The 24282-nt window shown below is 46.9% G+C and carries 20 protein-coding genes; 17 read left to right on the top strand and 3 right to left on the bottom strand.

From position 1 onward, the window contains the following. Nucleotides 1–12 precede the first annotated feature (12 nt). The 8 genes from BUA17_RS19885 (at nt 13) to BUA17_RS19850 (ending at nt 11543) form a co-directional block, all read left to right on the top strand. Nucleotides 13–1122, top strand: a complete 1110-nt coding sequence (locus BUA17_RS19885) for a glycoside hydrolase family 88/105 protein (RefSeq protein WP_072734733.1) — start codon at nt 13–15, stop codon at nt 1120–1122. 185 nt (nt 1123–1307) lie between these two features. After that, nucleotides 1308–2819 (top strand): extracellular solute-binding protein, encoded by a 1512-nt coding sequence (locus tag BUA17_RS19880; RefSeq protein ID WP_083584781.1) that lies wholly within the window; start codon nt 1308–1310, stop codon nt 2817–2819. A gap of 164 nt (nt 2820–2983) precedes the next feature. Next, nucleotides 2984–5035, top strand: coding sequence for a type I pullulanase (pulA, locus tag BUA17_RS19875; RefSeq protein WP_072734732.1), 2052 nt, complete (start codon nt 2984–2986; stop codon nt 5033–5035). Nucleotides 5036–5318: 283 nt separating this feature from the next. Further along, a complete protein-coding gene (gene pulA / locus BUA17_RS19870; protein WP_072734731.1) occupies nt 5319–8198 on the top strand; it encodes a type I pullulanase in 2880 nt (959 codons plus the stop codon). 281 nt (nt 8199–8479) lie between these two features. Continuing rightward, nucleotides 8480–9112, top strand: a complete 633-nt coding sequence (locus BUA17_RS19865; RefSeq protein WP_063566894.1) for a 50S ribosomal protein L25 — start codon at nt 8480–8482, stop codon at nt 9110–9112. A gap of 263 nt (nt 9113–9375) precedes the next feature. Next, on the top strand, nt 9376–9894 hold the full coding sequence (locus BUA17_RS19860; protein ID WP_072734730.1) for a hypothetical protein: 519 nt from the start codon (nt 9376–9378) through the stop codon (nt 9892–9894). Between the two features lie 273 nt (nt 9895–10167). After that, the gene (locus tag BUA17_RS19855) at nt 10168–11133 is read left to right on the top strand and encodes a helix-turn-helix transcriptional regulator (protein ID WP_072734729.1); all 966 of its coding nucleotides are present in this window, start codon (nt 10168–10170) and stop codon (nt 11131–11133) included. 47 nt (nt 11134–11180) lie between these two features. Beyond that, the gene (locus BUA17_RS19850) at nt 11181–11543 is read left to right on the top strand and encodes an HIRAN domain-containing protein (RefSeq protein WP_063566897.1); all 363 of its coding nucleotides are present in this window, start codon (nt 11181–11183) and stop codon (nt 11541–11543) included. Between the two features lie 23 nt (nt 11544–11566). On the opposite strand, the gene BUA17_RS19845 is transcribed toward BUA17_RS19850, so the two are convergent. Continuing rightward, complete coding sequence (locus BUA17_RS19845) at nt 11567–12667, bottom strand: glycosyltransferase family 4 protein (RefSeq protein ID WP_072734728.1); 1101 nt, start codon at nt 12665–12667, stop codon at nt 11567–11569. Between the two features lie 174 nt (nt 12668–12841). Here BUA17_RS19845 and BUA17_RS19840 point away from each other — a divergent pair, with 174 nt between their 5' ends. The 6 genes from BUA17_RS19840 to msrA all read left to right on the top strand — a co-directional run bounded on the left by BUA17_RS19840 (nt 12842) and on the right by msrA (nt 18846). Continuing rightward, nucleotides 12842–13156 carry a DUF3817 domain-containing protein gene (locus tag BUA17_RS19840; protein ID WP_064635903.1) on the top strand — a complete coding sequence of 105 codons (315 nt, stop codon included), beginning with the start codon at nt 12842–12844 and terminating at the stop codon, nt 13154–13156. Nucleotides 13157–13435: 279 nt separating this feature from the next. Further along, the gene (locus BUA17_RS19835) at nt 13436–14254 is read left to right on the top strand and encodes a TerC family protein (RefSeq protein ID WP_072734727.1); all 819 of its coding nucleotides are present in this window, start codon (nt 13436–13438) and stop codon (nt 14252–14254) included. Between the two features lie 596 nt (nt 14255–14850). Then, nucleotides 14851–16314 carry an RtcB family protein gene (locus BUA17_RS19830; RefSeq protein ID WP_072734726.1) on the top strand — a complete coding sequence of 488 codons (1464 nt, stop codon included), beginning with the start codon at nt 14851–14853 and terminating at the stop codon, nt 16312–16314. After that, on the top strand, nt 16314–17618 hold the full coding sequence (locus BUA17_RS19825; protein WP_072734725.1) for an AAA family ATPase: 1305 nt from the start codon (nt 16314–16316) through the stop codon (nt 17616–17618). Before BUA17_RS19830 ends, BUA17_RS19825 begins: the two co-directional genes overlap by 1 nt. A gap of 285 nt (nt 17619–17903) precedes the next feature. Beyond that, nucleotides 17904–18161 (top strand): GlsB/YeaQ/YmgE family stress response membrane protein, encoded by a 258-nt coding sequence (locus BUA17_RS19820; RefSeq protein WP_017686880.1) that lies wholly within the window; start codon nt 17904–17906, stop codon nt 18159–18161. Between the two features lie 166 nt (nt 18162–18327). Further along, nucleotides 18328–18846, top strand: a complete 519-nt coding sequence (gene msrA / locus BUA17_RS19815; protein WP_072734724.1) for a peptide-methionine (S)-S-oxide reductase MsrA — start codon at nt 18328–18330, stop codon at nt 18844–18846. 232 nt (nt 18847–19078) lie between these two features. Here msrA and BUA17_RS19810 read toward each other — a convergent pair whose 3' ends face one another. After that, a complete protein-coding gene (locus tag BUA17_RS19810) occupies nt 19079–20353 on the bottom strand; it encodes a hypothetical protein (protein WP_063565250.1) in 1275 nt (424 codons plus the stop codon). 256 nt (nt 20354–20609) lie between these two features. Here BUA17_RS19810 and BUA17_RS19805 point away from each other — a divergent pair, with 256 nt between their 5' ends. The 3 genes from BUA17_RS19805 to BUA17_RS19795 all read left to right on the top strand — a co-directional run bounded on the left by BUA17_RS19805 (nt 20610) and on the right by BUA17_RS19795 (nt 22890). Beyond that, the gene (locus tag BUA17_RS19805; protein ID WP_063565251.1) at nt 20610–21206 is read left to right on the top strand and encodes a restriction endonuclease; all 597 of its coding nucleotides are present in this window, start codon (nt 20610–20612) and stop codon (nt 21204–21206) included. Nucleotides 21207–21276: 70 nt separating this feature from the next. Beyond that, complete coding sequence (locus BUA17_RS19800) at nt 21277–21501, top strand: hypothetical protein (RefSeq protein WP_072734723.1); 225 nt, start codon at nt 21277–21279, stop codon at nt 21499–21501. A gap of 138 nt (nt 21502–21639) precedes the next feature. Further along, nucleotides 21640–22890, top strand: a complete 1251-nt coding sequence (locus BUA17_RS19795) for a DNA glycosylase AlkZ-like family protein (protein ID WP_072734722.1) — start codon at nt 21640–21642, stop codon at nt 22888–22890. A gap of 104 nt (nt 22891–22994) precedes the next feature. Here the strand turns inward: BUA17_RS19795 and fabV are convergent, their stop codons facing one another. Beyond that, complete coding sequence (gene fabV, locus BUA17_RS19790) at nt 22995–24185, bottom strand: enoyl-ACP reductase FabV (RefSeq protein ID WP_072734721.1); 1191 nt, start codon at nt 24183–24185, stop codon at nt 22995–22997. Nucleotides 24186–24282: the final 97 nt, after the last annotated feature.

Here is a 24282-nt window from a genome sequence, read left to right as displayed (position 1 = left end):
CGGAGGAACATCATGAAAGAAACCCTGCAATTCACACCGGTACGGATGGCTGAACAGTTCATGGAAAGTTATCGCAATCATGAGTTGTACCCTACCTGGCATTATGAAAATGGTTGTCTACTGAAAGCGCTGGAAGAGCTGTACACCCATACCGGAGAACAGAAATATTTCGATTACATTCATGAACTAATGGATAACTTCATTCAAGAGGATGGCTCGATTCGCTCCTATGCGGTAGAGGAATATAACCTAGACCAGATTAACCAGGGGAAATCGCTGTTCCTGTTGCTGGACAAAACGGGTGAAGAAAAGTACCGTAAAGCCGCGGATTTGCTCATGGTACAGCTTAAGGGACAGCCTCGTACGAGTGAAGGCGGATTCTGGCACAAGAAGGTCTACCCGTTTCAGATGTGGCTGGATGGGCTGTATATGGCCACGCCGTTCCTGACGCAATATGGTGCGGTTACTGGCGAGGAGAAGTGGTTTGACAAGGCGGCATTACAGCTACTGCTGGTGGAGAAACGTACACGTGATCCACGCAGCGGTCTACTGTACCATGCCTGGGATGAGAGCAGGGAACAGCGCTGGAGCTCGGGAGAAACCGGATGCTCTCCGCATGTATGGAGCCGGGCGATGGGCTGGTATGTGATGGCGGTAGTGGATACATTGGATCATCTGCCTGTAGATCATGAGCAGCGGGGTCAGATTGTGGGGATTTTCGAACGTGTAGCGAATGCACTTGTACATGTACAGGACCAACAGTCCGGGTTATGGCCTCATTTGCTCGATCAGCCGGGGCGTGAGCGTAATTATTTGGAGGCTTCGGGAACCTCAATGTTTGTGTATGCACTTGCGAAGGGCGTACGTAAGGGTTATCTGAGTGGCAAGTTTAAAGCTATCGCAGAAAAGGGGTATCAGGGTCTGCTGCTGCATCTGCTGCAAACGGACCGTGAAGGTGTATTGTCCCTGACGCAGTGTAACGGCGGAGCAGGGTTGGGGGGGACCCCGTATCGTGACGGGTCATACGAGTATTATGTAACTGAATCCATTCGGATTAATGATCCGAAATCGGTTGCTCCATTTATTTTGGCAGGAGTGGAGATAGAACTGGCGACACGCTAGTTCTTTTCTTCAGACTTATTTATGATAGCGCATTCATGGGGCGTTTTGCATCAATCCAAGGAGCGACTTCAAATCAGCACAATATAGATCGGAACGGTTCAGTCCGTCTATATTGTGTACCCGTAGCGATTTAATCAAATGAGGCAAAATGTGAACAATTTGGTTAACCAAAGGAGAGATGGTTCATGAGTCCAAAAGGTCGGATGTCCCGTTTAGGCGGATTGGTCGTGGTTGGTGCAATGTCCGCCGGGCTGCTTGCAGGCTGTGGGGGAGAAAAAGCGCCTGCGGCAGGGGAAGGCAAGCTTCCCATTTCGATTTCTTTGATGCAGGTTGGTGATGTGCCGGCCAAGGAGAATGGGATTGAACAAAAGATTGAGGAATATACGAATACGGATGTCAGTGTACAGTGGATTCCGCAGTCTGCTTTTGATGATAAAGTTAATGTCATGGTAGCTTCGGGCGAGATGCCGACCATCATGCGTGTGAATTATGTACCCACAACATTTAACGCAGCCAAAACGGGGCTGTTCTGGGAAATTGGACCCTATCTGAAGGATTATAAGAACCTGTCTGCCCAATCCGAGGCTTATTTTGACAATATCAAGATCGAAGGAAAGGTCTACGGGGTACCCAACTTCCGCGATATTGGGCGTACAGCCATGGTGTACCGCAAGGACTGGTTCGACAAGCTTAAGCTGGATGTACCAAAAACGCTGGATGACTGGTACGAAGTGATGCGCTCCATTCGCAAGGATGATCCTGATGGTAACGGCAAGGAAGATACGTATGGAACGGTACTATTCAAAAAGTACAACGAAGGAGTATCCTCTCCGCTGACACGGATCGCCGTAAGTATTGGTGGGGTGAACAAGTGGGGTGTGGACGATGCGGGTAAACTTACCCCTGAATTCCTGACCACAGAATATGTGGACACGATGAAGCTGTTCAAGCGTCTGTTCAGTGAGGGATTGATCAACAGTGACTTCCCAGCGCTGGACCCTTCTGATGCGGACAAAAAAATCGACTCCGGTCTTGTAGCTATGAAGCTGAACGGTGTTGCTCAGAACGGAAAGTCGTTTCAACAGCGGCTGACACCAAACGTGCCTGATGGCGAGATTGATGTGGCTCCGTTCCAAGGACCGGATGGCATTCGAATTGCCGGGGAACCAGGGAACTATGGCATGCTTGTCATTCCCAAAGCTTCCGTACCGGACGAAGAACAGTTAAAACAGGTGCTGACGTTCCTGGATCAACTGATGGACGAACCACTGAGTACGCTTCAGCTGCGTGGTCTGGAAGACGTGCACTATACGAAGACTTCGGATGGCAAAACCGAGTTCAAGGACTTCGACGGGTATCAGCGTGAAGTGAAGCCTTATCGTGACAATCTGCTAAGCATTGAAGGATATAACGTGCCTGAACTTGTCGATGTACCAATCGGTATGAAGGGCACGAAGATGGCACGTGAGAATGAGCAGTATGCCATTCCAAATCCGGCGCTGACCTTGTCTTCTGCCATCTATACTGAGCGAGGCCAGGAGCTGGACCAGATGATCTGGGATGCACAGACCAAATACATTATGGGCAAAATCGATGATGCTGGATGGGAGCAGGAAGTGGCGAACTGGAGAAAATCCGGTGGCGAACAGCTCATTTCCGAATTTGAAGCGTCTTATGCCCAGCTAAACGGGAAGTAATTTGAAGAACAAGCTGTGTTTTGCGTGAAATGACGTGAAGCATGGCTTGTTTTTTATGTTCTTTTTCATCCCTAAGATTATGGTTAAGTGACAGAACGGGTATAAAAGGTAAGGAGCATTTGTTCACATTCATTTTATTGCTCATCGAGAGGGGAATATACAGCATGATTGATGACCATCACAAGTTAGACGTATTAAACGTATTAGATACATACCAAGGAAGAGATCTGGGTGTCACGATGGAACCACAAGCCTGTGGTTTCAAAGTGTGGGCGCCTACCGCAAAGCAGGTAGATGTGCTGTTATCCCCGCCTTCAACAGGGGGAAGTCCCAGTGAACAGAAGAATCAGGATGAACAGAAAGAAATACCAATGAACAAACAGGATCAGGGCATCTGGTCCCTGAAGCTCGAAGGTGAGTGGAACGGTTATCGTTATATGTACAGGGTAACCTTTGATGACGGAAGACAGGAGATTGCGGTTGACCCCTATGCACGGGCTGTGACCGTGAATGGAGAAATGGGAGTCATCGTCAGGCTCGAACAGACCGACCCGAATGGCTGGAATGAGGATATTCGTCCAGAACTGGCGAGCCCGGTAGATGCGGTCTTATATGAGCTGCATGTGCGCGATTTCTCGATCCATGAGTCATCCGGCATGAGGCACAAAGGAAAGTATCTTGCTTTTACCGAGACAGGTTTGCACGATTCAAACGGGAATACACTGGGGATCGATCATTTGGCTGAGCTGGGAATTACTCATGTACATCTGCTACCGGTTTTTGATTTTGCGACAGTGGACGAATCGAAGGAAGATGATCGGACTTCCGATTGCTCACGTTATAACTGGGGATATGATCCGCTCCACTACAACGTTCCAGAAGGTTCTTATGCATCCCGTGCAGATGAGCCGGAGACAAGAATTCGAGAGTTCAAATTGATGGTACTCGCCCTTCATGAGAAGGGGATCGGAGTCATTATGGATGTGGTGTACAATCATACGTTTGATACGGCAGCCAGTTCATTTGAGAAGCTTGTTCCAGGATATTACTACCGTCAGAACCCGGATGGCACGTACAGCAATGGATCTGGTACAGGCAATGAAGTGGCTACGGAGCGACCGATGGTGCGCAAATTCATTATCGACTCCGTACGATACTGGGCAGAGGAATACCATGTGGACGGGTTTCGTTTTGACCTGATGGGTCTGATGGACACTGCAACGATGAAAGAGCTCGCAGCAGAACTGCATGCCAAAGTTTCTCCGTCCATCCTCTTATACGGTGAACCCTGGGGAGCGTTGGAATCACCCCTTGGGGATCGAATGACACTTAAGGGAGCACAGCGTAAAGCCGGATTTGCTGTATTTAACGATAACCTCCGTGGAACGATCAAAGGCGATAGTGATGGAACGGGAACCGGATTTGCTACTGGAGCGGAGGGAAAGGAAGATGATATATGGACAGGCGTACGGGGAGCCATTACCGATTTTACGGATAACCCATCTGAAACAATTAATTATGTAACCGTACATGATAATCTCAACCTGTGGGACAAAGTCGCCCAGACACAAGGATTGCACGATACACTGGGATTTATCACATATAGTGAGGATGGTCGTGTGAAAGGCAGCGCCAACGTGGAAGAGGCTGTACAGCAGGCGAAGCCGTATTTGCACGTTGACCCGGATCGTATACTGGAGAACGAAACGGTCCGGCGTTGTCTACTTGCTAATGGCATCGTATTGACTTCCCAGGGGGTTCCTTTGCTTGCGGCTGGAGATGAATTTCTGCGAAGTAAATATGGTGATGCCAACAGTCATGAGAGTGGGGATTCAGTCAATGCCATTCGGTGGGAGCAAAAGCAGCAGTTTAAACCTGTTCATGATTATTATCGTGGTCTGATCCGTCTTCGGCGCGAGCATCCTGCTTTTCGTCTTCGCACCCGGGAAGAGATTGAGCACCATGTTCGATTGCTTGAAAAAGGAAAAGGGTTGTTGGCCTATGAACTGGCAGGAACGGCTGTCGGAGATTCATGGGGACGGATAATCGTTATATATAATGCTTCCAAAGAAACCCGTACAACCTCCGTTCCTTCAGGTACATGGAATGTGGTCGTAGAGCAGGGGCAGGCTGGTACTGAGACGCTGCGTACGGCCAAGGACGGTCAGGTCAGCATTCCCGCTATATCCATGACGGTTATGTATTCAGGTGAATGAACGTTATTGCACCCTTTCTCCATTGTGGGACGAGGGTGTTTTGTTTTCTCCCGCCTTTTTTTCATCAGGACAGGTACAAATGCTGTCAATCTATGGCGCTTGTTTACATATGCTGTATCTTGAAAGCGATTGCTATGTAGATTTGCATCATATTCAATATGCTAATTGAAAGCCTCTGCTCAACCGATATGTTGAGTACAGACAACCCCGGGTTGACAAATGACGTCTCGCTCCGTAACATCGGGACAACACGAAATCAATGGATATAAAGGCGGTGGGAACGATGCCGGAATGGACATCTTTTCGTTATGAAGGCAACGATCTTGGCTTAACATATACGCGTAGAGCAAGCACATTTAAGCTGTGGGCACCTACAGCTCAGCAGGTTTCTATACTCATTTTTGATGATGAGGGACATTATGATGCAAGTGGTAAAGTAACCGAACATGATGACGGACAGCAACGGTCGATGACCCGTGACCCGGATGGAATATGGAGTGTACAGCTTGAAGGGGATTGGGCCGGACATTATTATATGTATCACATTACGCATGATGATCAGCATATTGCAGTGGCACCCGATCCTTACGCTCGTGCTGTATCGGCGAACGGACAGCGAACAGCCATAATTGATCTGGATACAACCAATCCTGTGGACTGGGAAGAGGATGTGAAGCCCGTATTTCTACGTCCGGCAGATGCAGTTCTATATGAATTACATGTGCGTGACTTCTCCTCCGACCCCCATGCCGATATTCCGTATAAGGGCAAATATTTGGCATTTACAGCTTCCGGGTTGACGGACAGAGGCGGCAACTCCATCGGTGTAGATCATCTTGTCGAACTCGGCATCACGCATGTGCATCTTCTGCCTGTAGCGGATTATCAGACGGTGGATGAATTGGCATCGACAACGGACGCCGGTTCGAATGCCAAATTGCCATACAACTGGGGGTATGATCCGCAGCACTATAACGTGCCGGAGGGTTCCTATGCCACCAATCCACGTGATCCTGCGGTTCGAATTCGGGAGTTCAAGGCTCTCATTCATTCCTTGCACCGACAAGGCATTCGTGTCGTGCTTGATGTGGTTTATAACCATACGTACAGCGTGGATGATGGACCTTTTGAACGAATTGTACCAAGTTATTATTATCGTTACCGTGAGGACGGCACATTGAGCAATGGCTCGGGTGTAGGCAATGAACTGGCTACGGAGCGCCCCATGGTGCGAAAATATATTTTGGACTCTCTCCTGTATTGGGCAGAGGAATATCATGTGGACGGGTTTCGATTCGACCTCATGGGTCTGATTGATACAGACACGATGAACGAAGTGACCCGTGAGCTGAGAGAACAGATTGATTCGGCTTTTCTGATCTACGGGGAGCCGTGGACAGGTGGAGATTCACCTCTGGATCGGAAAACGTTAAAAGGAACACAGCGCGGTCAGGGATTTTCCGTTTTTAACGATCATTTCCGCAGTGCCATCAAAGGGGATAGTGATAGTATCGGCAAAGGTTTTGTTACAGGAGCAGACGGTAGGGAGTACGAAATTGCCATGGGTGTAGCTGGAGCGCTGGATGATTTCACATCTTCACCGGTGGAATCCGTCAATTATGTAACAGCACATGATAATCTCAACCTGTGGGACAAAATCGCAACAACGATGTACCTCAGGCATGATCTCGGTTACCCGGTATGGAGAGACGGGCAGCCCGTAGAAGGAGGCAGTGCGGAATCGGCGGTTAAAGCGGCGGACCCTTATCGTTATGTCAATGCGGATGATGTACTTGATCATGAGATGGTCCGTCGTTCCTTGCTCTCAACAGGGATTCTACTTACCTCACAGGGGATTCCATTTCTCCATGCAGGGGATGAGATGCTGAGATCCAAAGCAGGAGATCACAATAGTTATCGCAGCGGGGACGCCGTGAATACGATCACTTGGGCTAACAAAGCTCGATTCAGACCTGTTTTTGACTATTATCGCGGCCTGATTCATCTGCGCCGCACACATCCGGCTTTTCGTATGATTAACGCCGAGCAGGTAAGGAGTCACCTTCGCATGATGCGAGCAGAAGGAAATGTGGTTGCATTTACACTGGATCACGGAGCGAATCAGGATACCTGGAATCAGATCGTGGTGATTTACAACGGTACAGGTCAGCAGCAGCAAGTGAGTCTGCCGGAGGGTGACTGGCATATCGTGGTGAATGATCACCAGGCAGGTACAGATCTCATTGAGACGGTGAGCGGAACCGCAATGGTAGAACGATGGTCACTGATGGTAATGTACGACACGGAGTATGCTGGCGGTGCTGAACCCGCTGTGATTGAGATTCATTCGCCGCGTCTTGTGTACAGTGTCGGAGAGATTGCCGGTTTGCGAGCATCGGTCAGAGACCGTTTTGGTAATGTGGTGGAGAACGCATCTGTGAACTGGAGCTCTTCGAACCCACAGATTATTGCGATTCAATCCGATGGGACAATTCATACGGGGGAGACCGGAGAAGCCACGATTAGCGTCCAATGTGGCACGATTACCACAGAGTGTACGCTGCAGGTTGATTACCTCCATCCGGAACGAATTGAAATTATCGGGGAATCCGTGATGTACACAACACGTGTCAGTCGATTCCGCGCCTTGGTTCTGGATCAATTCGGCCAGCCTTTGCAAGGTATGAATATACGGTGGAGCTCATCTCATCTGGAGCATGCAGCGGTCAGTACAGCAGGCATTGTGCGTGCTTTAACACCAGGATCTACCCAGATTATCGCGGAAGCTGGAGGAATTCAGGCATCGCTGAATATCAAAATCCACAAACCAATTTCGCGAATAGTGACTCTCCGATATGAACGGGAAGATCAGCATTATGAGGGATGGGATGTCTGGGTATGGGGCACAGGCATGGAGGATGGAGCGGTCTCCTTTGAGCGAGTAGGCAATGCAGCAGAAGCCCGTTTTCGGGTGGCTGCAGGACTGCATCATCTGGGCTTAATCATTCGTCTGAATGAATGGGAAGCCAAAGATACCTGCGGAGATCGTTATGTTGATATCGGTCCTGAAGACGGAGATGTGCACATTATCGTTCAGAGTGGGTCGGATCAGATGCAGGTTATCCGTGAAAGTGATGTAGAGGATGATCGTAACAGCGCTTAGCTGGCCAGGTTATAACTTCATACAAATGGTTGAAAAATATAGGCTTAACAAGCGGTCGGAAGGTATTCCGGCTGCTTTTTTGTTCATCAGAAAGAAACATTTTCACCCGAAAAATAAAAAAAACTGTACATGTTAGTGTTTGAGATGGTCTTTCATTGGGGTAAATATAGATATGGCCCCAGATTCGGCCACGCACGAAAAGGCCATTCTGGTCTAAGAGAGAAGCTTATCGCTTCCTAACAAATATAAAGTAAGGATCCCTTGAAGGAGGATGTTCAATCATGAAATCCAACGGAAAAATGGCTCAACTTACGGCAACACCAAGAACTGAAAAGAAAGGTGCAGCATTGCGCCTGTTAAGACAAGGCGGACGTGTTCCGGCTGTCGTTTATGGCCCGGGATTAGAAGGTGCCGCGATACATGTAGATGAAAAAGAAGTGCTGAAAGTAGCACGTACAGGTCGCTCCGAGATGTTCAACCTCAATCTTGAGGGTGGCAAAACGGTTCCAGTGCTGATCAAGGATCAGCAGGAACGTAACGGACGTCTGCTGCACGTGGACTTCCTGCAAATTTCGAAGAACAAGCCGATCAGCGTTAGTGTATCGATCGACTTCCAAGGTACCGCAGCCGGCTCCAAGGCAGGCGGTGTGTTCCAGACACAGGAAACTCAACTGGAGGTCGAAGGACTTCCGGCTGATCTGCCAACCTCCATTGAGGTGGATGTTAGCGGACTGGAAATTGGTGATCGTTTGACAGCTGGAGATATCAAGCTCGAAAAAGGTCTGACTCTGGTGACGTCAGGTGATTCCATCATCGCTTCCGTGATGCCGCCACAAGCGGCTGAGGAAGAGCCTACGGCTTCTGCTGATGAAGCAGCACCGGCAGCACCAGAAGAACCAGCTAAAGAAGAATAGGGAGTCAGAATATTTATTATTCTGTATCTCAACCAAGCCCGGTCATCACGACCGGGCTTTTTTATATTGGAAATGGACAAGTGGAGTCGCTGGAGATGCGCGATGATGAATGTCGTTTTGACTTATGACAGATGGCTACATAGTCGAGCTATTCGGTATGATAACGTTGCCTGTTTGCGTGAAGTAGCGTTACAGTATACTATGATTCGGAGCAGCAACAATGCACTTTGGAATAATTTGCACAAGAAAGCAGGTTTCGCAATATGTTTGATCCGACGATTTATGACAATTTGAAAGTAGGCTTCGAAAATTACCTATATGATCTCGATAATTTGGATGAACTTATTTCCATAACAGATCGGAAGGATCAGCTTGAGATGGCTCGTATGTCCAGAGAGTTCGTGCTGCAATTCTGCCTGAGAGATTGTCCTGAGGTAACTGGCGAAGTGGTACTGAGCACATCGCTTGAGGATCTCGCGGCTGAGATTTTGGAGACACCAGGTGGTCCATCAGGTTGCCGTTTGCGGCTGCGGTTCAGAATGGTTGTTAAGGAGCCTGAGGCTCAATGTCCGGCGATTAGCCCCATATTACAAGAGAGCTGGCCGGAACAACGAAAATTGCAGCATATTCATTATATATTTGAAGATCAGCCAGCAACTTACGCCGTCACTGCTGAAGTACATTTTGACCGTAGTGTGAATGAAGATCAGATGGGAGATATCCCTGATCTGTGCGACCATATGGTCAATGTGATGACTAAATTATTGCAATTGCACAAATAACCAAGCGAAAAAGTCTTGTCTCTGCTCAAAGAGACAAGACTTTTTTTATTTTTTTTTTGAATGCCAAATAGGCTATCAGGCGTAGGTATAAGGACTTGAGGTTAATATTTTACGCAAGCAAGTAAGAGAATGTATATTTAATAAGCTGAATAAGTGCGATTGAACTATATACATAAGGTGAAATTGCGAAAGTGAGTTTGGGACTAAAGATTTAGTACCGGACTAAAGGAACTAGTTTTCCTTGCCGATAAAATATCGAAGGGGAGAAACTACATGACAGAGAAATTAATTCGTCTTCTGCGTATACTTCAGGCTATACAAGCGAATCCCGGAATTTCCGCCAAAGAATTGGCGTTGAAATGCGGTACCACTGTGCGCACGATTTATCGCGATCTCCGAATTTTGGACAGGGTTGCCCCTATCATGAATGAAGGTTATGGCAAGGGATATCGGTTCATTGGTGAATTTGCCATGTATCCTCTGGATTTTACCGAACAGGAAGCGATGGTATTCTCGATGCTTCCATCCGTGGTGGATACTTCGCAACTCCCGGCTGAATTTGATTCAGCTTTTGACAAGGTGATGACAGCTCATACCAAAATGAAATCGAGAAACAGTGACATTGTAGAAAATATTGCAGGCATTATTCGTATGGGTACACCTGCATACCGGGAAGAAGGGAAGTATCCCAATTTACTTATTCCAGTCATTGAAGCCATTCTGGATCAACAAACGATTCGAACCCAATATCATACGCTTACGAAAAATGAAATAACGGTCCGCGACATTGACCCCTATTACCTCATTCCGCGCGATCAGCGTTTCTACTTGATTGGTTATTGCCACTTGCTGAAGAAAGTACGTTTGTTTCGGATCAGTCGCTTTCTGGACGTTATCCAGACCAATACCCATTTTGTTATGGGTGATTTCAACATAACGCAGTTCATGAAAAATACGTGGTCCATTGATCGTGGGGATAAACTGATTCATTTTAAAGTAAGGTTCAGTAAAGAGGTGGCCCCCTACATAAAAGAAGAAGAAATGTTTGTTCGTCCACGAATGACTGATTTGCCTGATGGCGGATTGTTATTTGAAGTAACGCTGAACAGTAGTCGTGAATTCCTGAAATGGTTATATCAATTTGGCCCCGATGCGGAGGTTCTTGAACCCCGCGAATATCGTAAAGAAATTCGTAAACAACTCATAGAGTGGATGAAGCATTATGAGGAAGATCAATAATTTCAACCCTTCTAAATTCAAAAAAATGTGTAAAAGGAGCTTTTTCGATGAGTACCAAATTATTTGCAGCCATGTATGGAATGGAACATTATCATGGTGTAGAAGCTTTAAACGTAGGCGATATCCTGTTTCTGGTCAAAGACCCCGACAATCGGGTGGACTCTCGAGCCATCAAGGTAGTGGTTCCACCCATTGGGACGGTTGGATATATTGTTAATAATCCGCTGCTCGCTCCTCATGGTTGCTGGACAGGCTCGGGAATCTATGATGCTTTCCGCCAACAAACCTGCGCTAAAGTAAGGTTTGCCATGAAAGATATGATTATTGTGGAGTTAATTGAAATGATGTACGTTCCTGTTCCGCATATGGATAGTTTTATTGCAGACTGGCAGTCACGTGAAAAAGCCTAACGAAATCACAAGTGCAACAAGATTTATGCGCGGATGAGTCTTGTATAAGCTGCTTCAAGATGCATGGCTGTCCGGGCCCAACTGAACTGTTCAACTGCACTGACACGGCCAGCTTCTCCAAGCGAACGAGCGAGAGAAGGATTGTCTGCGAGTTTAGACAGGTAAGCAGCGAAACTTCGGGGATTGTGATACTGTCTCACAAGGTATCCATTACTCCCCGATACAATGATTTCACGAATGCCTCCATTGTCTGAAGCAATGACGGGTAGTCCTGAAGCCATAGCTTCAACATTAACCAGCCCGAAGGCCTCATGTTGTTGGGAAGGGCACACTAGACAGTCCACAGCCCTGTACAAACGGTCAATACGTTCATGAGCGATCTGACCTCGGAAGGCGGTATCCACCTTTAATTTTCTTGTAAGCTGTCGCAGCTTGCGGACGTAAACTGGAGGTCCTTTCCCTGCAATGATTAGTTGCACGGGTACCTGCTGCTGAATAAGAGCTACGGCACGAATCAATATGTCCACACCTTTGCCGGGAATCAGTCGGCCTACATACAGAATGGAGAATGGCCCTGTAATACCAAACTGCTTCCGCAGAAGCTGCTGCTCTCCTTTAGCTGCAGGCAAAAAACGGCTTAGGTCCACGCCAAGTGGTACAACACCCATCCGTCGTTTCAAGGATGGGAATCGACGAGCCAGCCTTTGTCTGAGGGATTGACTGTTGACGGCAATCCAGTTCGCTTTTTTTAACAGCGCTAATCTTGCAGGACCTGGTTGTGCAAAAGTTAACGAGTGAAGATAGAGCACCACAGGTAACGAAGGGAAGGCGCGTTTAATTGCAGCCATACTATGAGGTCTGTTATCTACCTGGATCAAATCGAAGGGCTGAATTTTCAGAAAACGGATCACTGCCCTTGTGTACTCGCTGGGACTGGTTGCTGGTACACGACGGATCGTAATGCCATCTAATTGCTCTGTGATGGCAAGGCCGGGCATCTGACGACTTAAGATCGTCACCTGGTGACGGAGTGCAAGTTCGCGAGCAATGCCGAGGAGGCAGATTTCGACTGATCCGTTACCTGGGACTGGCAATTTTTCAGGCGCTATCAGGGCTATTTTCATCAACAGGCTCCTCCTTGTCCATATTCGTAACAATCTACTTTGGTCATATATCCTATGTGCATCGGGTGGATTTGGCTCCTGTGGAACTACGCGTGAGGGGAAATTTCGTTTTTGTGATATACTGTACGGGGTGCAGTGAAATCGTTGCGCGTATTTAGAAGCAGGAGGAAAAAAATGTTACATTCAACACTCAGCCGCTTTCGACTGCTGTTGTGGTTGCAGGGGCTTTCATATGTGCTGTTGTTATTTGTTGCTTTTCCATTAAGGGAATCAGGAATCATGCCTCAGGCAGTCACGTGGTTTGGCAACATCTATGGCTTTTTATTTCTGATGTATTTATTATTTATGGTCAGTCTTTATACCACGCAAAAATGGCGTTTACGTCGTCCAATTGCTTTGTTTTTTGTCTCATTTATCCCGCTAGGCAATTTCATCTATGATTTGCTGGTCTTTCGCAAGCTGGACCGTAGTCAGTCAAATAAAGCTTGACTTTGCTTATCGTTATGAATATGATGAGAACAGATTATTGAACCTGTTTCAACTTAAAACTAAATATTCCTGATGTTAAAGGGGAGTAGCTTTCACAGTAAAGTCGTCAGTTCGGGATTGTATCCCCGGCTTTATTGGCAGCAATTTTGTTGTTAGCGAGACCTTTACCAAGTTTTCATACTGGGTAAAGGTCTCTTTTTGTGAATAAAAAGGACCTTACCAGTAATGGTAAAGGTCCTTTTTTTTGTACATCATAAGGATACTAAGGAGGAGTCAATTTTGGATTTGTCATTATTATTGGAGTATGGGTGGGTTCTCGTCGTATTAGTAGTCCTGGAGGGATTGCTTGCAGCGGATAATGCATTGGTTCTTGCCATTATGGTTAAGCATTTACCTGATGATAAACGCAAAAAGGCGTTATTTTATGGTTTGATGGGAGCGTTTATTTTCCGATTGGGTTCGTTGTTCCTGATCTCATTCCTGGTGGATGTGTGGCAGGTTCAAGCAATTGGGGCACTGTACCTCTTGTACATCTCGATTAACCACATTATCAAGAAGGTTATGGGTAGCCGAAACAAAACAGATGAAGCGGCTGATTTCGCTCCCAAAAAAACAAAAAAACAATCTGGTTTCTGGATGACTGTATTCAAGGTGGAAGTGGCGGATATCGCGTTCGCGGTCGATTCCATTCTCGCAGCTGTGGCGCTGGCTGTTGCCTTGCCGCCAAGTGGTCTGCCTCCGATCGGTGGACTTGACGGTGGCCAGTTTATCGTCATCTTCCTCGGTGGATTTATCGGTCTCGTCATCATGAGATTTGCGGCTTCCTTCTTCGTTAAACTGCTTCATTCCCGTCCAGGGCTTGAAGTTGCAGCCTTCGTTATTGTCGGCTGGGTTGGGGTTAAGTTGGCTGTTATTACACTTGCACACCCTTCACTGGGCGTTCTGGATGAGCATTTCCCGGAAAATAAAATTTGGAAATTTGGATTCTACATTGTGCTGATTACGATTGCAGTATGCGGTTGGTTCCTGTCTTCCAAGGTGCCTGAAAAAGAAGATGAAAATCCTGTGGAAGAATTGGAAAAACAAGCAGGGAAATGATAAGATGCAAATTCAAATCTGTCAAAACATGTACCATCAATAATCGATATCTAATCTCATGATATGCATGAGTAAGCAGGGTCTGTTCCTTACAGACCCTGCTTTTTTTATATAAGTTATTGGCACGAAGTAAAATCTAATGCATATGCAAAATAGGGAATTTTCCAAGAAAAGGGTTGACACATCGAAACGAGTCCGCTTAATATAAACATAATATTAATGAAGGGAGGCCGAGAGATATGATGGTTGGTTATGATTTGAAATTCACAAAGACACTACGAAGCACAGACACAATTGTATATCCAGTTCATCGTCTCTTTGGCCTCATACGGGCGACATAGGGGAAGATGCATATCGTTTATCCTTGGAACGTTATTAATCGATATGCTACTCTCGGCGTATATAGCAATGGAGAACAGATGCGGCATGTTCATGCTGCTTTTGTTTTCTGTTATTGTCATGAAGAAGTCACGGGCGAACTGTCTGTGGCTTCTTTTTTGTTGTACTGAATATGGATATGAATTCGGAATAACGTTAGGTTCAATTTTGAAATGAACCGAATTAGCTGAACGTATAGGAAGGAATAATAAACATTTATGAATACACAACCTAATTTATTTACGACTCAAAATGAACTCACAGGTGGCTACCGACATGAAGTCAAATTGCCTGCTGGGGACTTAACGGTATATGCGGCACAACAACTATTCTCGTCATTGGACTATAAGGTGTTCGAGATGGCGAACAACAATCTTCAAATCCCGGGCATTTCCTATATGAGCTATACGCCTGACGTGCATGTCGGTGTAGGCACCTGCATCGGTACAACGGCGGTATGGGATGCCAAGAGTGGCTATGTATCTCCATCCATCGTAGGCAGTGATATCGGCTGTGGCATGCGGGTGCATATGACCAATTTGCATAAGGACGACCTGAAGGATGTGAAGCTGCGCCGTAAACTCGTGAAAGCCATTGAGAAAGTGCTGCCGATGGAGGCAAATCAGCGCGGTCATTACTCGGACATTCGTTTGGAGCATATTGTGCGAAAGGGTCTGCATGGATTACCTAAAAAATATATCCCGGACAGCTATACACCCAAAAAATCAACTTCCATCACTCATGTAGAGAGCAGCAAATTTGCCTTTGATGAGGAAGTGTTGAATCTGGTACCGGATATGACTTGGCATCGGGCTCATCGCCAGTTAGGAACTTTGGGTGGAGGCAATCATTTTGCCGAGATTCAAGCGATTGAGATTGCGGAGGAAAATCGGGAGATTGCGGAAGCCTGGGGTCTGTATGATGGACAAATTGTTGTCATGATTCATTCCGGTTCCCGGGCTTGGGGTGGGTATGTAAGCCAAACTAGTTCATCAGCGATTGCGAAAGTGATGCAGCGAAATGGTCTGGGGACATCCGATCCAAGACTGGTTTTTGCTCCGCTTGAACATGCGGAAGGTCTCCATTACGTCAATATGATGTATTCTGCACTGAATTATGCTGTGGTGAACCGCCATCTGATTGCTTATGCAATTCGCGAAGCTTTTCGGGATGTGTTTGGTCCAAAATGCGAATTTCGAACCCTCTATGATCTGATGCACAATTATGCATGGGAGGAATCGCACTCGGATCAAGGTTCCGTTTTTGTACACCGCAAAGGAGCTACACGTGCATTACCTGCTGGTCATCCGGATAATCCGAAGCCATATCTGGCAACAGGTCATCCCGCGCTCATACCCGGTTCAATGGGGACGGCTTCGTATATCATGGTAGGTCAACCCGAGGGGAAGGATAACTATTATTCGATTTGTCATGGGGCAGGACGCATTCGTTCGCGTACAGCAACGAAGCGCCTGGTTACCGTGGAGGATTTTGCCTCGGCGCTGGGTGTGGGAACTGAAGATGAGATTGTGGTGAACCAGCGTTCGCTTGAATCGATTATTGATGAATCGCCGCAAGCTTATAAAAATGTCGATGAAATTATTGATAGTGTTACCGGCGCAGGTCTGGCTCAAGTTGTAGCCAAATGTAAACCACTTGCCGCTGTGAAGGGAGCTAAGTAATGACGATAGAGAAAGAACAATTGAATCATAATAGAGTCATCTATTCCTATGAGGAGCAACAAGACAGTCAAATCCGAAACGAAGGCTATGCCATATATGCCCGCTTGATTCGCGGCATCATTGAAGCGCTTGGCAATCGATACGGCGTTCGTTATGAACTCTATGCAAGTGATGATCCAAACAGTGAATACTGGGATCTGCTAAAAGAAGATCTGCAAAGCAACAGTATGGAAGTGGAATTGGTTGCCCGGATTTTCGAAGATCTGGAGCTGCGTACACTGCATTATGAGGATGATGGAGATGCACCAACCTATGGGGTGCATTATTCGATTCGCAACAATGTATTTGCCTATCCGCAGTGGGGCGTGGCTCTCGTCCGCATTCCTTTCTTCCGGGAGAATGGGATATACAATGAGGATTTTGTTTTTGCTACAGGAGAAGAGGAATTGAAGCAATTTCTGGGCAGTGTAAGGGAACGGGAACGGCAGCAAAATATGAAAAAAGTCACGGTGTACACGGATGCTCGCAATGGCAGTGATCGTCATGTGGAATCCATTACCCGCTCTGTGGGGCGGGATGAGGTCGTGCTTTCTCCGCAAATTAAACAGGATATTTTCCGTTCGTTGGACCAGTTTTTCGAGGCAGATCGTTCCTTTTATCGGGACTATGATATTCCTTACAAACGTGGCATCCTGCTGTACGGCCATCCTGGAAACGGAAAAACGACCCTCGTAAAATCCATTGCGGGAAGCATACCGGGGCCTGCGGCATATTGGCAAATTACCGAATACACAAACAGTGAATCGGTGCGTGAAGTGTTCGAAGCAGCCAAACGTTTGGCTCCCATGGTACTGATTATTGAGGATATCGATTCCATGCCAGATGAAGTTCGTTCCTTTTTCCTGAATACATTGGATGGGGCAACGTCCAAAGAGGGCATTTTCCTAATTGGCACCACGAATTATCCGGAGAAAATAGACCCAGGGCTCATGAACCGTGCCGGTCGGTTTGATCGGGCTTATGAAATACCGCTACCGGACGAAGGGCTGCGCCTGCAATATTTGAACCAACGCGGCTTTGATGTCTTCGCAGGGGAAGAAGGTACGCTGGAAGCTGCACGATTGACGGATACCTTTTCTCTTGCTCAACTTGGAGAGCTGTATGTCAGCGCAGCGCTGGAATGGCACCAGAATGGCCAGACAGACATTGTGCAGATCATTCAGTCGATGCGAGGAGAGTTGGACAAGAGCCATAAACATAACTGGCTGGCTCAGCCAGGTAAAGGCCGTGCAGGTTTTTATTAATCGAATATAACCATTAAAATATTCTCACCTCAATTGGTTATACTAAGGCTGTCTGAATCAACATACAATGACTTTTGGGAGGTACATAACGCAGTCTTGAACTGTGTAAGATGCCCGGAAGTGACGCAATCTGTTTATAATGCCTTGTTATAGGCTGTAGAACAGAGAAAAGGGCATATGAACAAAAGGTAATATACAACAATTTTCATGCCAATTGTTTAAATGCTTCTGTAGCGGTTAATAGTAGACAGACAACAACAAAAACTTTAATTAGAGGTGAATGATATGGGTTGGTTATGGTCATTAATTATCGGTGGTATCATTGGATGGTTGGCAGGTCTGATTGTTGGTCGTGACATTCCCGGCGGCGTTATCGGTAACATCATTGCCGGTTTTATCGGCGGATGGTTAGGTGGAGTAATCCTGGGAGATATGGGTCCAGAAATGGGCGGATTCTACATAGTACCGGCATTAATCGGTGCCATCGTACTTGTAGCAATCGTGAGCTTGATCTTCCGTTCTATGGGCCGAAGCCGCGGGTAACGAATTCAAGAATTCTTGAATATACAGTTAGTCGGCAACACGCACTTTGAATAACTGTTGATATAACAGATGCTTCTGAAGAGGTTGATGGAAGTCCACGGACGTGGCTTTCCATCAACCTCTTTTTGTTTTAAGATATAGGTACAACAGAAAGGGATGAGTGTGCATGGAAAAAGCTACATTTGCCGGCGGATGCTTCTGGTGTATGGTTACACCATTTGAAGAGCAACCAGGCATTCATGGTATTGTATCAGGCTATACCGGCGGTCACGTCGATAATCCAACATATGAGCAGGTCAAAACCGGGGAGACCGGTCATGTCGAGGTCGTTGAAATCACGTTTGATCCAGAGGTGTTTCCGTATGAACGTCTGCTGGAGCTATATTGGCCCCAGACGGACCCAACCGATGATGGAGGGCAATTTCAGGATCGTGGAAGTCAGTACCGGACAGCGATCTTTGTCCATAATGAACGTCAACGTGAGCTCGCAGAGCAGTCCAAGCAGGAACTGGCAGCAAGCGGGCGGTTCAATCAACCGATTGTGACGGAGATTCGGGATGCAGTTGTGTTCTATCCGGCAGAAGATTACCACCAGGATTACCACAAGAAAAATGAGAAGCATTACAAAGAAGACCGTGCGGAATCCGGACGGGATGAATTTATTGAAGAAAACTGGAATAAATAATTAAGTTCATTAGATTAGACCAAATTGCATCAGATCTTATTGAAAAAGCCGGGAGAGTTCCAACAGGAACTTCCCCAGCTTTTTTTGATTGTTCAATGATTAAGAGAATGTTATCTCAATGGCTACAGAACTTATCTACGTTCTCTGCGTTGATGGGAGAACTCTACATCGTTGTGTGAAATAACAGAACGCCCTGTTAACCGTTAGTCGGTCAACCAGAGCGCTCCATTTACTATTTAGCTGAGGCTGTCTTCAATACATACTTGGATAATGCATCGTCATTGATCTGATAAATAATATGATCGTTGTACGTTGAATACCCATCGAGCAATCCAGGAGAGGATGCAAACGTATATTCATGTACTGTATCCAATGTTTGCGGATCGAGAATATAACCTTTTTTGGCGAAATCAAGTTTATACTGCCCGTCCTGTGTACGATCAACCTGCATGAGAATAGGCTGCTCTTCCTTAAATGTACGTTCAGTCACTTGGCCTTTCATGGTGTACAGCTCCAGCTTTTGGCCTGTAAACAGAGTGTAACTGTTGCCTGCGGTCTGAACATAGGCATCACCGGCAATAGCACGGCCCCAGGCGAGTTTGCCATCGGTGCCAAAGCCCATCAGCTTGTTACCCGTGTTGGCAAAATTGGCACGCATGATCACGGAGCCATCTTCCAGAATGGCCAGTGATTCACCGCCACCGTCTCCCAGAGTGTTGGCATTGCTCGGGAACTGATAGAAGGAAAGACGATTCAGCGTACGATCGTAAATTTCCACTTTGGGATTAGCGGCCTGCTGCCAGAAGCTGCCCACTTTGGTTTGTTTGCTTGCATCGACTACGATTCGATCACTGCCTGCTTTGAGTACAGCACCGTTGATTGTTTTTTCCGTAATCAGTTTTCCCTTTTTGTCATACAGCGAGATGGCTGAACGAACGGAACCGTTCGATTGAACACCAGGGCTCGAAGCGATCAATAACGTATCGTCGTCCAGAAGGTACATGGATGATGAATTACTCACGTTTTTGACCCAGTTGGTTTTGCCGGAAGTATTGAACGAGTATACCTTTTTGGTTCCATCCGAATATTCCATATATACGTAAGCTGTGCCGTTGCTGGTATATAGCGAATTGGAGTAGGTTGTATAAGGCCCACTTTTCTCATGGAAAATAACGTTCCATTTCAATTGTCCGGTCGTGGCATCCAGCGCCTGAAGCGAATCCAACTGCCAATCCAGCTTCGTATTGCTGCTTGTTTTGGTTACGGGCTGGGAAGAATGCACATACACCAGATTTTTCGCAGGTACTGCGTTCACTTCGTTGACGATAACGTCTTTCTCCGTATTCACTTGCGTGAGAGAGAGAGAAGATGATGTCCATGAAGGCTTAGGCAAGGGTGCATTTTGTTCTGCGGCCGCGTAGCTTGGTGTATGCAGGCTGAAGAGGAGCGTGCCACTGAGAAGAAGCGCAGCCCATGTTTTGGACTTTCGTTTGTTGGATGTATGCAAGTTATAAACCACCTTTCTTCGATTCAAAATAGAACCGATTGTTGAATTCTACCATTTCACACATGTGAAATTCAACCTGAGTGTCTGTAACCTTTTATGATTGAGGTGTAATATTATTGTTGTTTCGAGAATTTCGAGGGTTACAGGGAATTCATCTTCTTTCTGTTACGAGAGAAGTCTGCTATATTTAGTCGGGTGACGAGGGCTAAGAGGGAGATTAGCCTGACAGATTAGAGGAACGACAAGGAGAACAGACATGAACTGGAATGAAAATATGACCACTGTGGGTATAGGCGTTATCGTCCTTTTACTGCTCATTGCCTGGATCATTCGCCGTGTAATTCGGCGAGGGCAGCGCATACGAAGTGAGGCCAATCCGCGTAAGATTACGATTAAGGATATCGATAAAATGCAGGATGGATCGGAATTTGAACTGTACCTGTATCATTTATTCCAACAACTCGGTTATGCCGAAGTACATAAGACCACAAGCAGCCGTGATTTTGGTGCGGACCTTGTATTTGTGGATAGAGCAGGCAGACGTAATGTCATTCAGGCCAAGCGTTACGGAGCAAATCATCCGGTTGGACTCAGCGCAGTACAGGAGATTTACACGTCCATGCGTTATTATGAAGCAGATCGATCCATCGTGCTCACCTCAGCCAGATATACGGAAGCATGCCGGACGCTGGCAGCGGTCAACGGGGTGAAGCTGCTGGACCGTGAAGATCTGATGGACCTGATCATGCTGTTTAAATCCAGAAGAATGGAAGAAGCACTGGAATTGATTGAGGAAGACGATCAGGAACCTGTGGAAACATGGCAATCACGGCGAAAAAGAGTTCCACGTTAAGCACCTTCACTTGTCTGCCTGCACATGATATATTGAGTGCATACCAACCAAGGGAGTGTGTTCAATTATCATGGCACGTACACAAACGCAAAAAGTATTGCGCAAAGCAGAGCGGTCAGGACAGTGGTGTCCAGAGCAAAGTCGGAGAGTAAACGGAGATTATGGAGCGTTATCCCAGCATGTTCGACTCATGCCCACGAAACAGGAAAAATTGCAAAAGGTCAAACACAAGAAGCGGACCCAGGATGGTGGTGCTTCTTTTTATTTTGTCTGTGATGTGCGGAGTGCTGCATAAGCATCAAAATTTTAAAAAAAGCTCTTCCTTCGATTGGTATGACATCCCTTGGACTGTTAAAATCAATGTATATCTTTTGAATTGGATCAATTATAGCTATACATCCTCCTATCTTCGATGAAGGGAAGAATTCTACATATGACAAAAGCGCTTCGCATGAATAAAAGAATCGTACGGCGTTTTTTGCTGCAGACGCAATTTTTATTGGGACGTTGGCCCGCCGTTTCCTTGCCTTCGGGTCCTGAACAGGTGATGCAGCTGATTCGCTCCCTTGGCTGCGTACAGATTGATCCTGTCGCTGCCGTAACCGGGAATCAGCATTTGGTGCTGGGCGCTCGTGATCCGGGCTATACCTCCGAATATTTACATACGTTGTTGAGTGATCATAAAGTGTTCGAATATTTTGCCAATGCCGCATGTGTTATTCCGATCGAAGATTATGCGATGTTCGAACCTGTGCGTGCCCGATTAAGGGATCGTCTGGCTCCGTCACTGCAAGGGCTGGAAAACACGGTGCAGCATGTGCTGAAGCGTTTGGAAGAAGAGGGGCCGCTCCCGTCAAGAGCTTTTCGTGCCGTCGAACGGGTGAGTGGATATTGGGACAGTGCAGATGTGCCTAAAACGAAGGACACCTCGTTAGCGTTGAACTTGCTGCTGGATTCGGCTGCCATTCGTGTCGTAGCAAGACAGGGCAATGAACGTTATTTTCATATTACTGAATCCGGACTGCTGGAGCAGGCCCAATCCATGACAGCGGAGATCGATCTTTTGACTCAAAGGCAAGCTTTGATGGACAAGTACATTTACGCATATCGGGTCGTGGATACCCGAGATCCACGATTAGGCTGGATGAAATCCACGGCTGCTGAACGTCGGAATGATATGGCTGCACGTGTCGCAGATGGTCGCATGATCCCACTGGAGGTAGAGGACGTTGCGACGCCTTATTACATCCGGGTAGAAGATGAGGGTTTGTTGCGTGAGATGGAAAGGGAAGAAACGCATTATGATCCATCAGGTCCGGTACGATTCCTGCCTCCACTGGACAACCTGCTGTGGAGACGGGAACGGATTGTGGATTTATTTGATTTCCATTATAAGTGGGAGATTTACACACCAGAGGTGAGACGAACCTACGGATATTACGCCATGCCCATTCTTCACGGCGATCGGCTGATTGGACGTATGGACCCGCGACTCGATCGTAAAACGGGCGTGCTAACGGTGCGGTTGTTATCGATGGAAGAGACTGCTCCACCTGTGGAGGAATGGATCGCGGATTTTCGGGAGGGACTCCAGTTCTTTGCAACGATGCATGGAGCGCGATCCATCACGGTAGAGAAGACGGTGCCGAAGGGGTTGAAAAAGCAACTCAAGTCGATCTTATAGAATCGGTAGACGTCAAAAAGGGAGCGAAAGCTCGCTCCCCTAAGGCTGGATTTGGACCTGTAATAAGCTTGTTACGCCAGTCCCACAGCAATATTGCTTTTCAATTAACGCAGATGTGGTACTTGAACATTCGGATCAACATCTGCTTCATAATCCACACCGTCGGTTTCGAAACCAAACAGTTGGAAGAATTCCTGACGGTATCCTACCAGATCGGACAGATCGTAGATGTTTTCGGTGGTCAGCTCGTTCCAGAGCTTCGCCACTTCTTCCTGAACATCCGCTCTCATCTCCCAATCGTCAATACGAATACGCCCCGCTTCATCGGTCGGAACTTCTCCTCCCGCATAGAGGCGATCAGCGAACAAGCGTTGCAATTGCTCGATGCAGCCCTCATGCAAGCCTTTTTCCTTCATGACTTTGTACAATGCAGAGATATACAACGGCACCACTGGAATTGCGGAGCTTGACTGGGTTACCAGCGCTTTGGCTACGGTTAGGTAAGCACGTCCGCCCTTTGCACTCAGACGATCATTCAGCTTGTGGGCTGTCGCTTCCAGATGGTTTTTGGCTTGACCGATGGAACCATCACGATAGATCGCATGTGTAAGTTCAGGACCGATGTAAGAGAAGGCAATGGTTGTTGCATTGTCGGCGAGTACGCCACCTTGTTGCAAGGCATCCATCCACAGTTCCCAATCATCTCCGCCCATCACGGTCACGGTCTGGCGAATTTCTTCTTCGGTTGCCGGATCAAGCGTAATGGAAGTCACTTCTCCCGTATGGAAATTGACTGTTTTGTTCGTGTACGATTGTCCAATCGGTTTGAGCACGGAGTTGAATACTTCACCAGTATTCGGATCGGTACGGCGTGCCGACGCTACACTGTAGACTACCAGATCAACCTTACCGAGTTCACTGCGAATCAGTTCAACGGTCTTTTCTCTTGTTTCGTTGGCAAAGGCATCACCTGTGATGCTGTATGATTTCAGTCCTGCTTCTTCCGCAGCTTTCTCAAATGCAGCGGAGTTGTACCAGCCTGCTGAAGCCGTACGTTTTTCAGTGGCACTGCTTGGGCGGTAAATGCCGATGGTGTTGGCTCCGGCACCGAATGCGGATACGACGCGCGAAGCAAGTCCATATCCAGTAGAAGCTCCGATAACGAGTACGTTCCGCGGTCCGTTCAATTGCGGTTGGGATTTTACATAATCAATTTGCTCCTGGACTTGTGCAGCACAGCCTACAGGATGGGAAGTTGTACAAATAAAACCACGTGTTCTTGGTTTAATAATCATTCATTTGCATCCTTTCATATTCAACTCTTGTTCTTCATAATTGGATAATGCTCTTGTACATACCACCTTATTGTAAAACAATTGCCTCCGAAACGGA

The sequence above is a fragment of the Paenibacillus sp. ov031 genome (assembly GCF_900143165.1).
GTDB classification, from domain to species: domain Bacteria; phylum Bacillota; class Bacilli; order Paenibacillales; family Paenibacillaceae; genus Paenibacillus; species Paenibacillus marchantiae.
Note: the sequence above shows the minus strand (reverse complement) of the source record. Positions and strands in the feature narration are given on the sequence as shown.

Coding starts and splice junctions, on each gene's coding strand:
- BUA17_RS19825 (WP_072734725.1), top strand. CDS start 16,314: ATGACGATAGAGAAAGAACAATTGAATCATAATAGAGTCATCTATTCC.
- pulA (WP_072734731.1), top strand. CDS start 5,319: ATGCCGGAATGGACATCTTTTCGTTATGAAGGCAACGATCTTGGCTTA.
- pulA (WP_072734732.1), top strand. CDS start 2,984: ATGATTGATGACCATCACAAGTTAGACGTATTAAACGTATTAGATACA.
- BUA17_RS19880 (WP_083584781.1), top strand. CDS start 1,308: ATGAGTCCAAAAGGTCGGATGTCCCGTTTAGGCGGATTGGTCGTGGTT.
- BUA17_RS19860 (WP_072734730.1), top strand. CDS start 9,376: ATGTTTGATCCGACGATTTATGACAATTTGAAAGTAGGCTTCGAAAAT.
- BUA17_RS19820 (WP_017686880.1), top strand. CDS start 17,904: ATGGGTTGGTTATGGTCATTAATTATCGGTGGTATCATTGGATGGTTG.
- BUA17_RS19830 (WP_072734726.1), top strand. CDS start 14,851: ATGAATACACAACCTAATTTATTTACGACTCAAAATGAACTCACAGGT.
- BUA17_RS19795 (WP_072734722.1), top strand. CDS start 21,640: ATGACAAAAGCGCTTCGCATGAATAAAAGAATCGTACGGCGTTTTTTG.
- BUA17_RS19800 (WP_072734723.1), top strand. CDS start 21,277: ATGGCACGTACACAAACGCAAAAAGTATTGCGCAAAGCAGAGCGGTCA.
- fabV (WP_072734721.1), bottom strand. CDS start 24,185: ATGATTATTAAACCAAGAACACGTGGTTTTATTTGTACAACTTCCCAT.
- BUA17_RS19845 (WP_072734728.1), bottom strand. CDS start 12,667: ATGAAAATAGCCCTGATAGCGCCTGAAAAATTGCCAGTCCCAGGTAAC.
- msrA (WP_072734724.1), top strand. CDS start 18,328: ATGGAAAAAGCTACATTTGCCGGCGGATGCTTCTGGTGTATGGTTACA.
- BUA17_RS19840 (WP_064635903.1), top strand. CDS start 12,842: ATGTTACATTCAACACTCAGCCGCTTTCGACTGCTGTTGTGGTTGCAG.
- BUA17_RS19850 (WP_063566897.1), top strand. CDS start 11,181: ATGAGTACCAAATTATTTGCAGCCATGTATGGAATGGAACATTATCAT.
- BUA17_RS19885 (WP_072734733.1), top strand. CDS start 13: ATGAAAGAAACCCTGCAATTCACACCGGTACGGATGGCTGAACAGTTC.
- BUA17_RS19865 (WP_063566894.1), top strand. CDS start 8,480: ATGAAATCCAACGGAAAAATGGCTCAACTTACGGCAACACCAAGAACT.
- BUA17_RS19805 (WP_063565251.1), top strand. CDS start 20,610: ATGAACTGGAATGAAAATATGACCACTGTGGGTATAGGCGTTATCGTC.
- BUA17_RS19855 (WP_072734729.1), top strand. CDS start 10,168: ATGACAGAGAAATTAATTCGTCTTCTGCGTATACTTCAGGCTATACAA.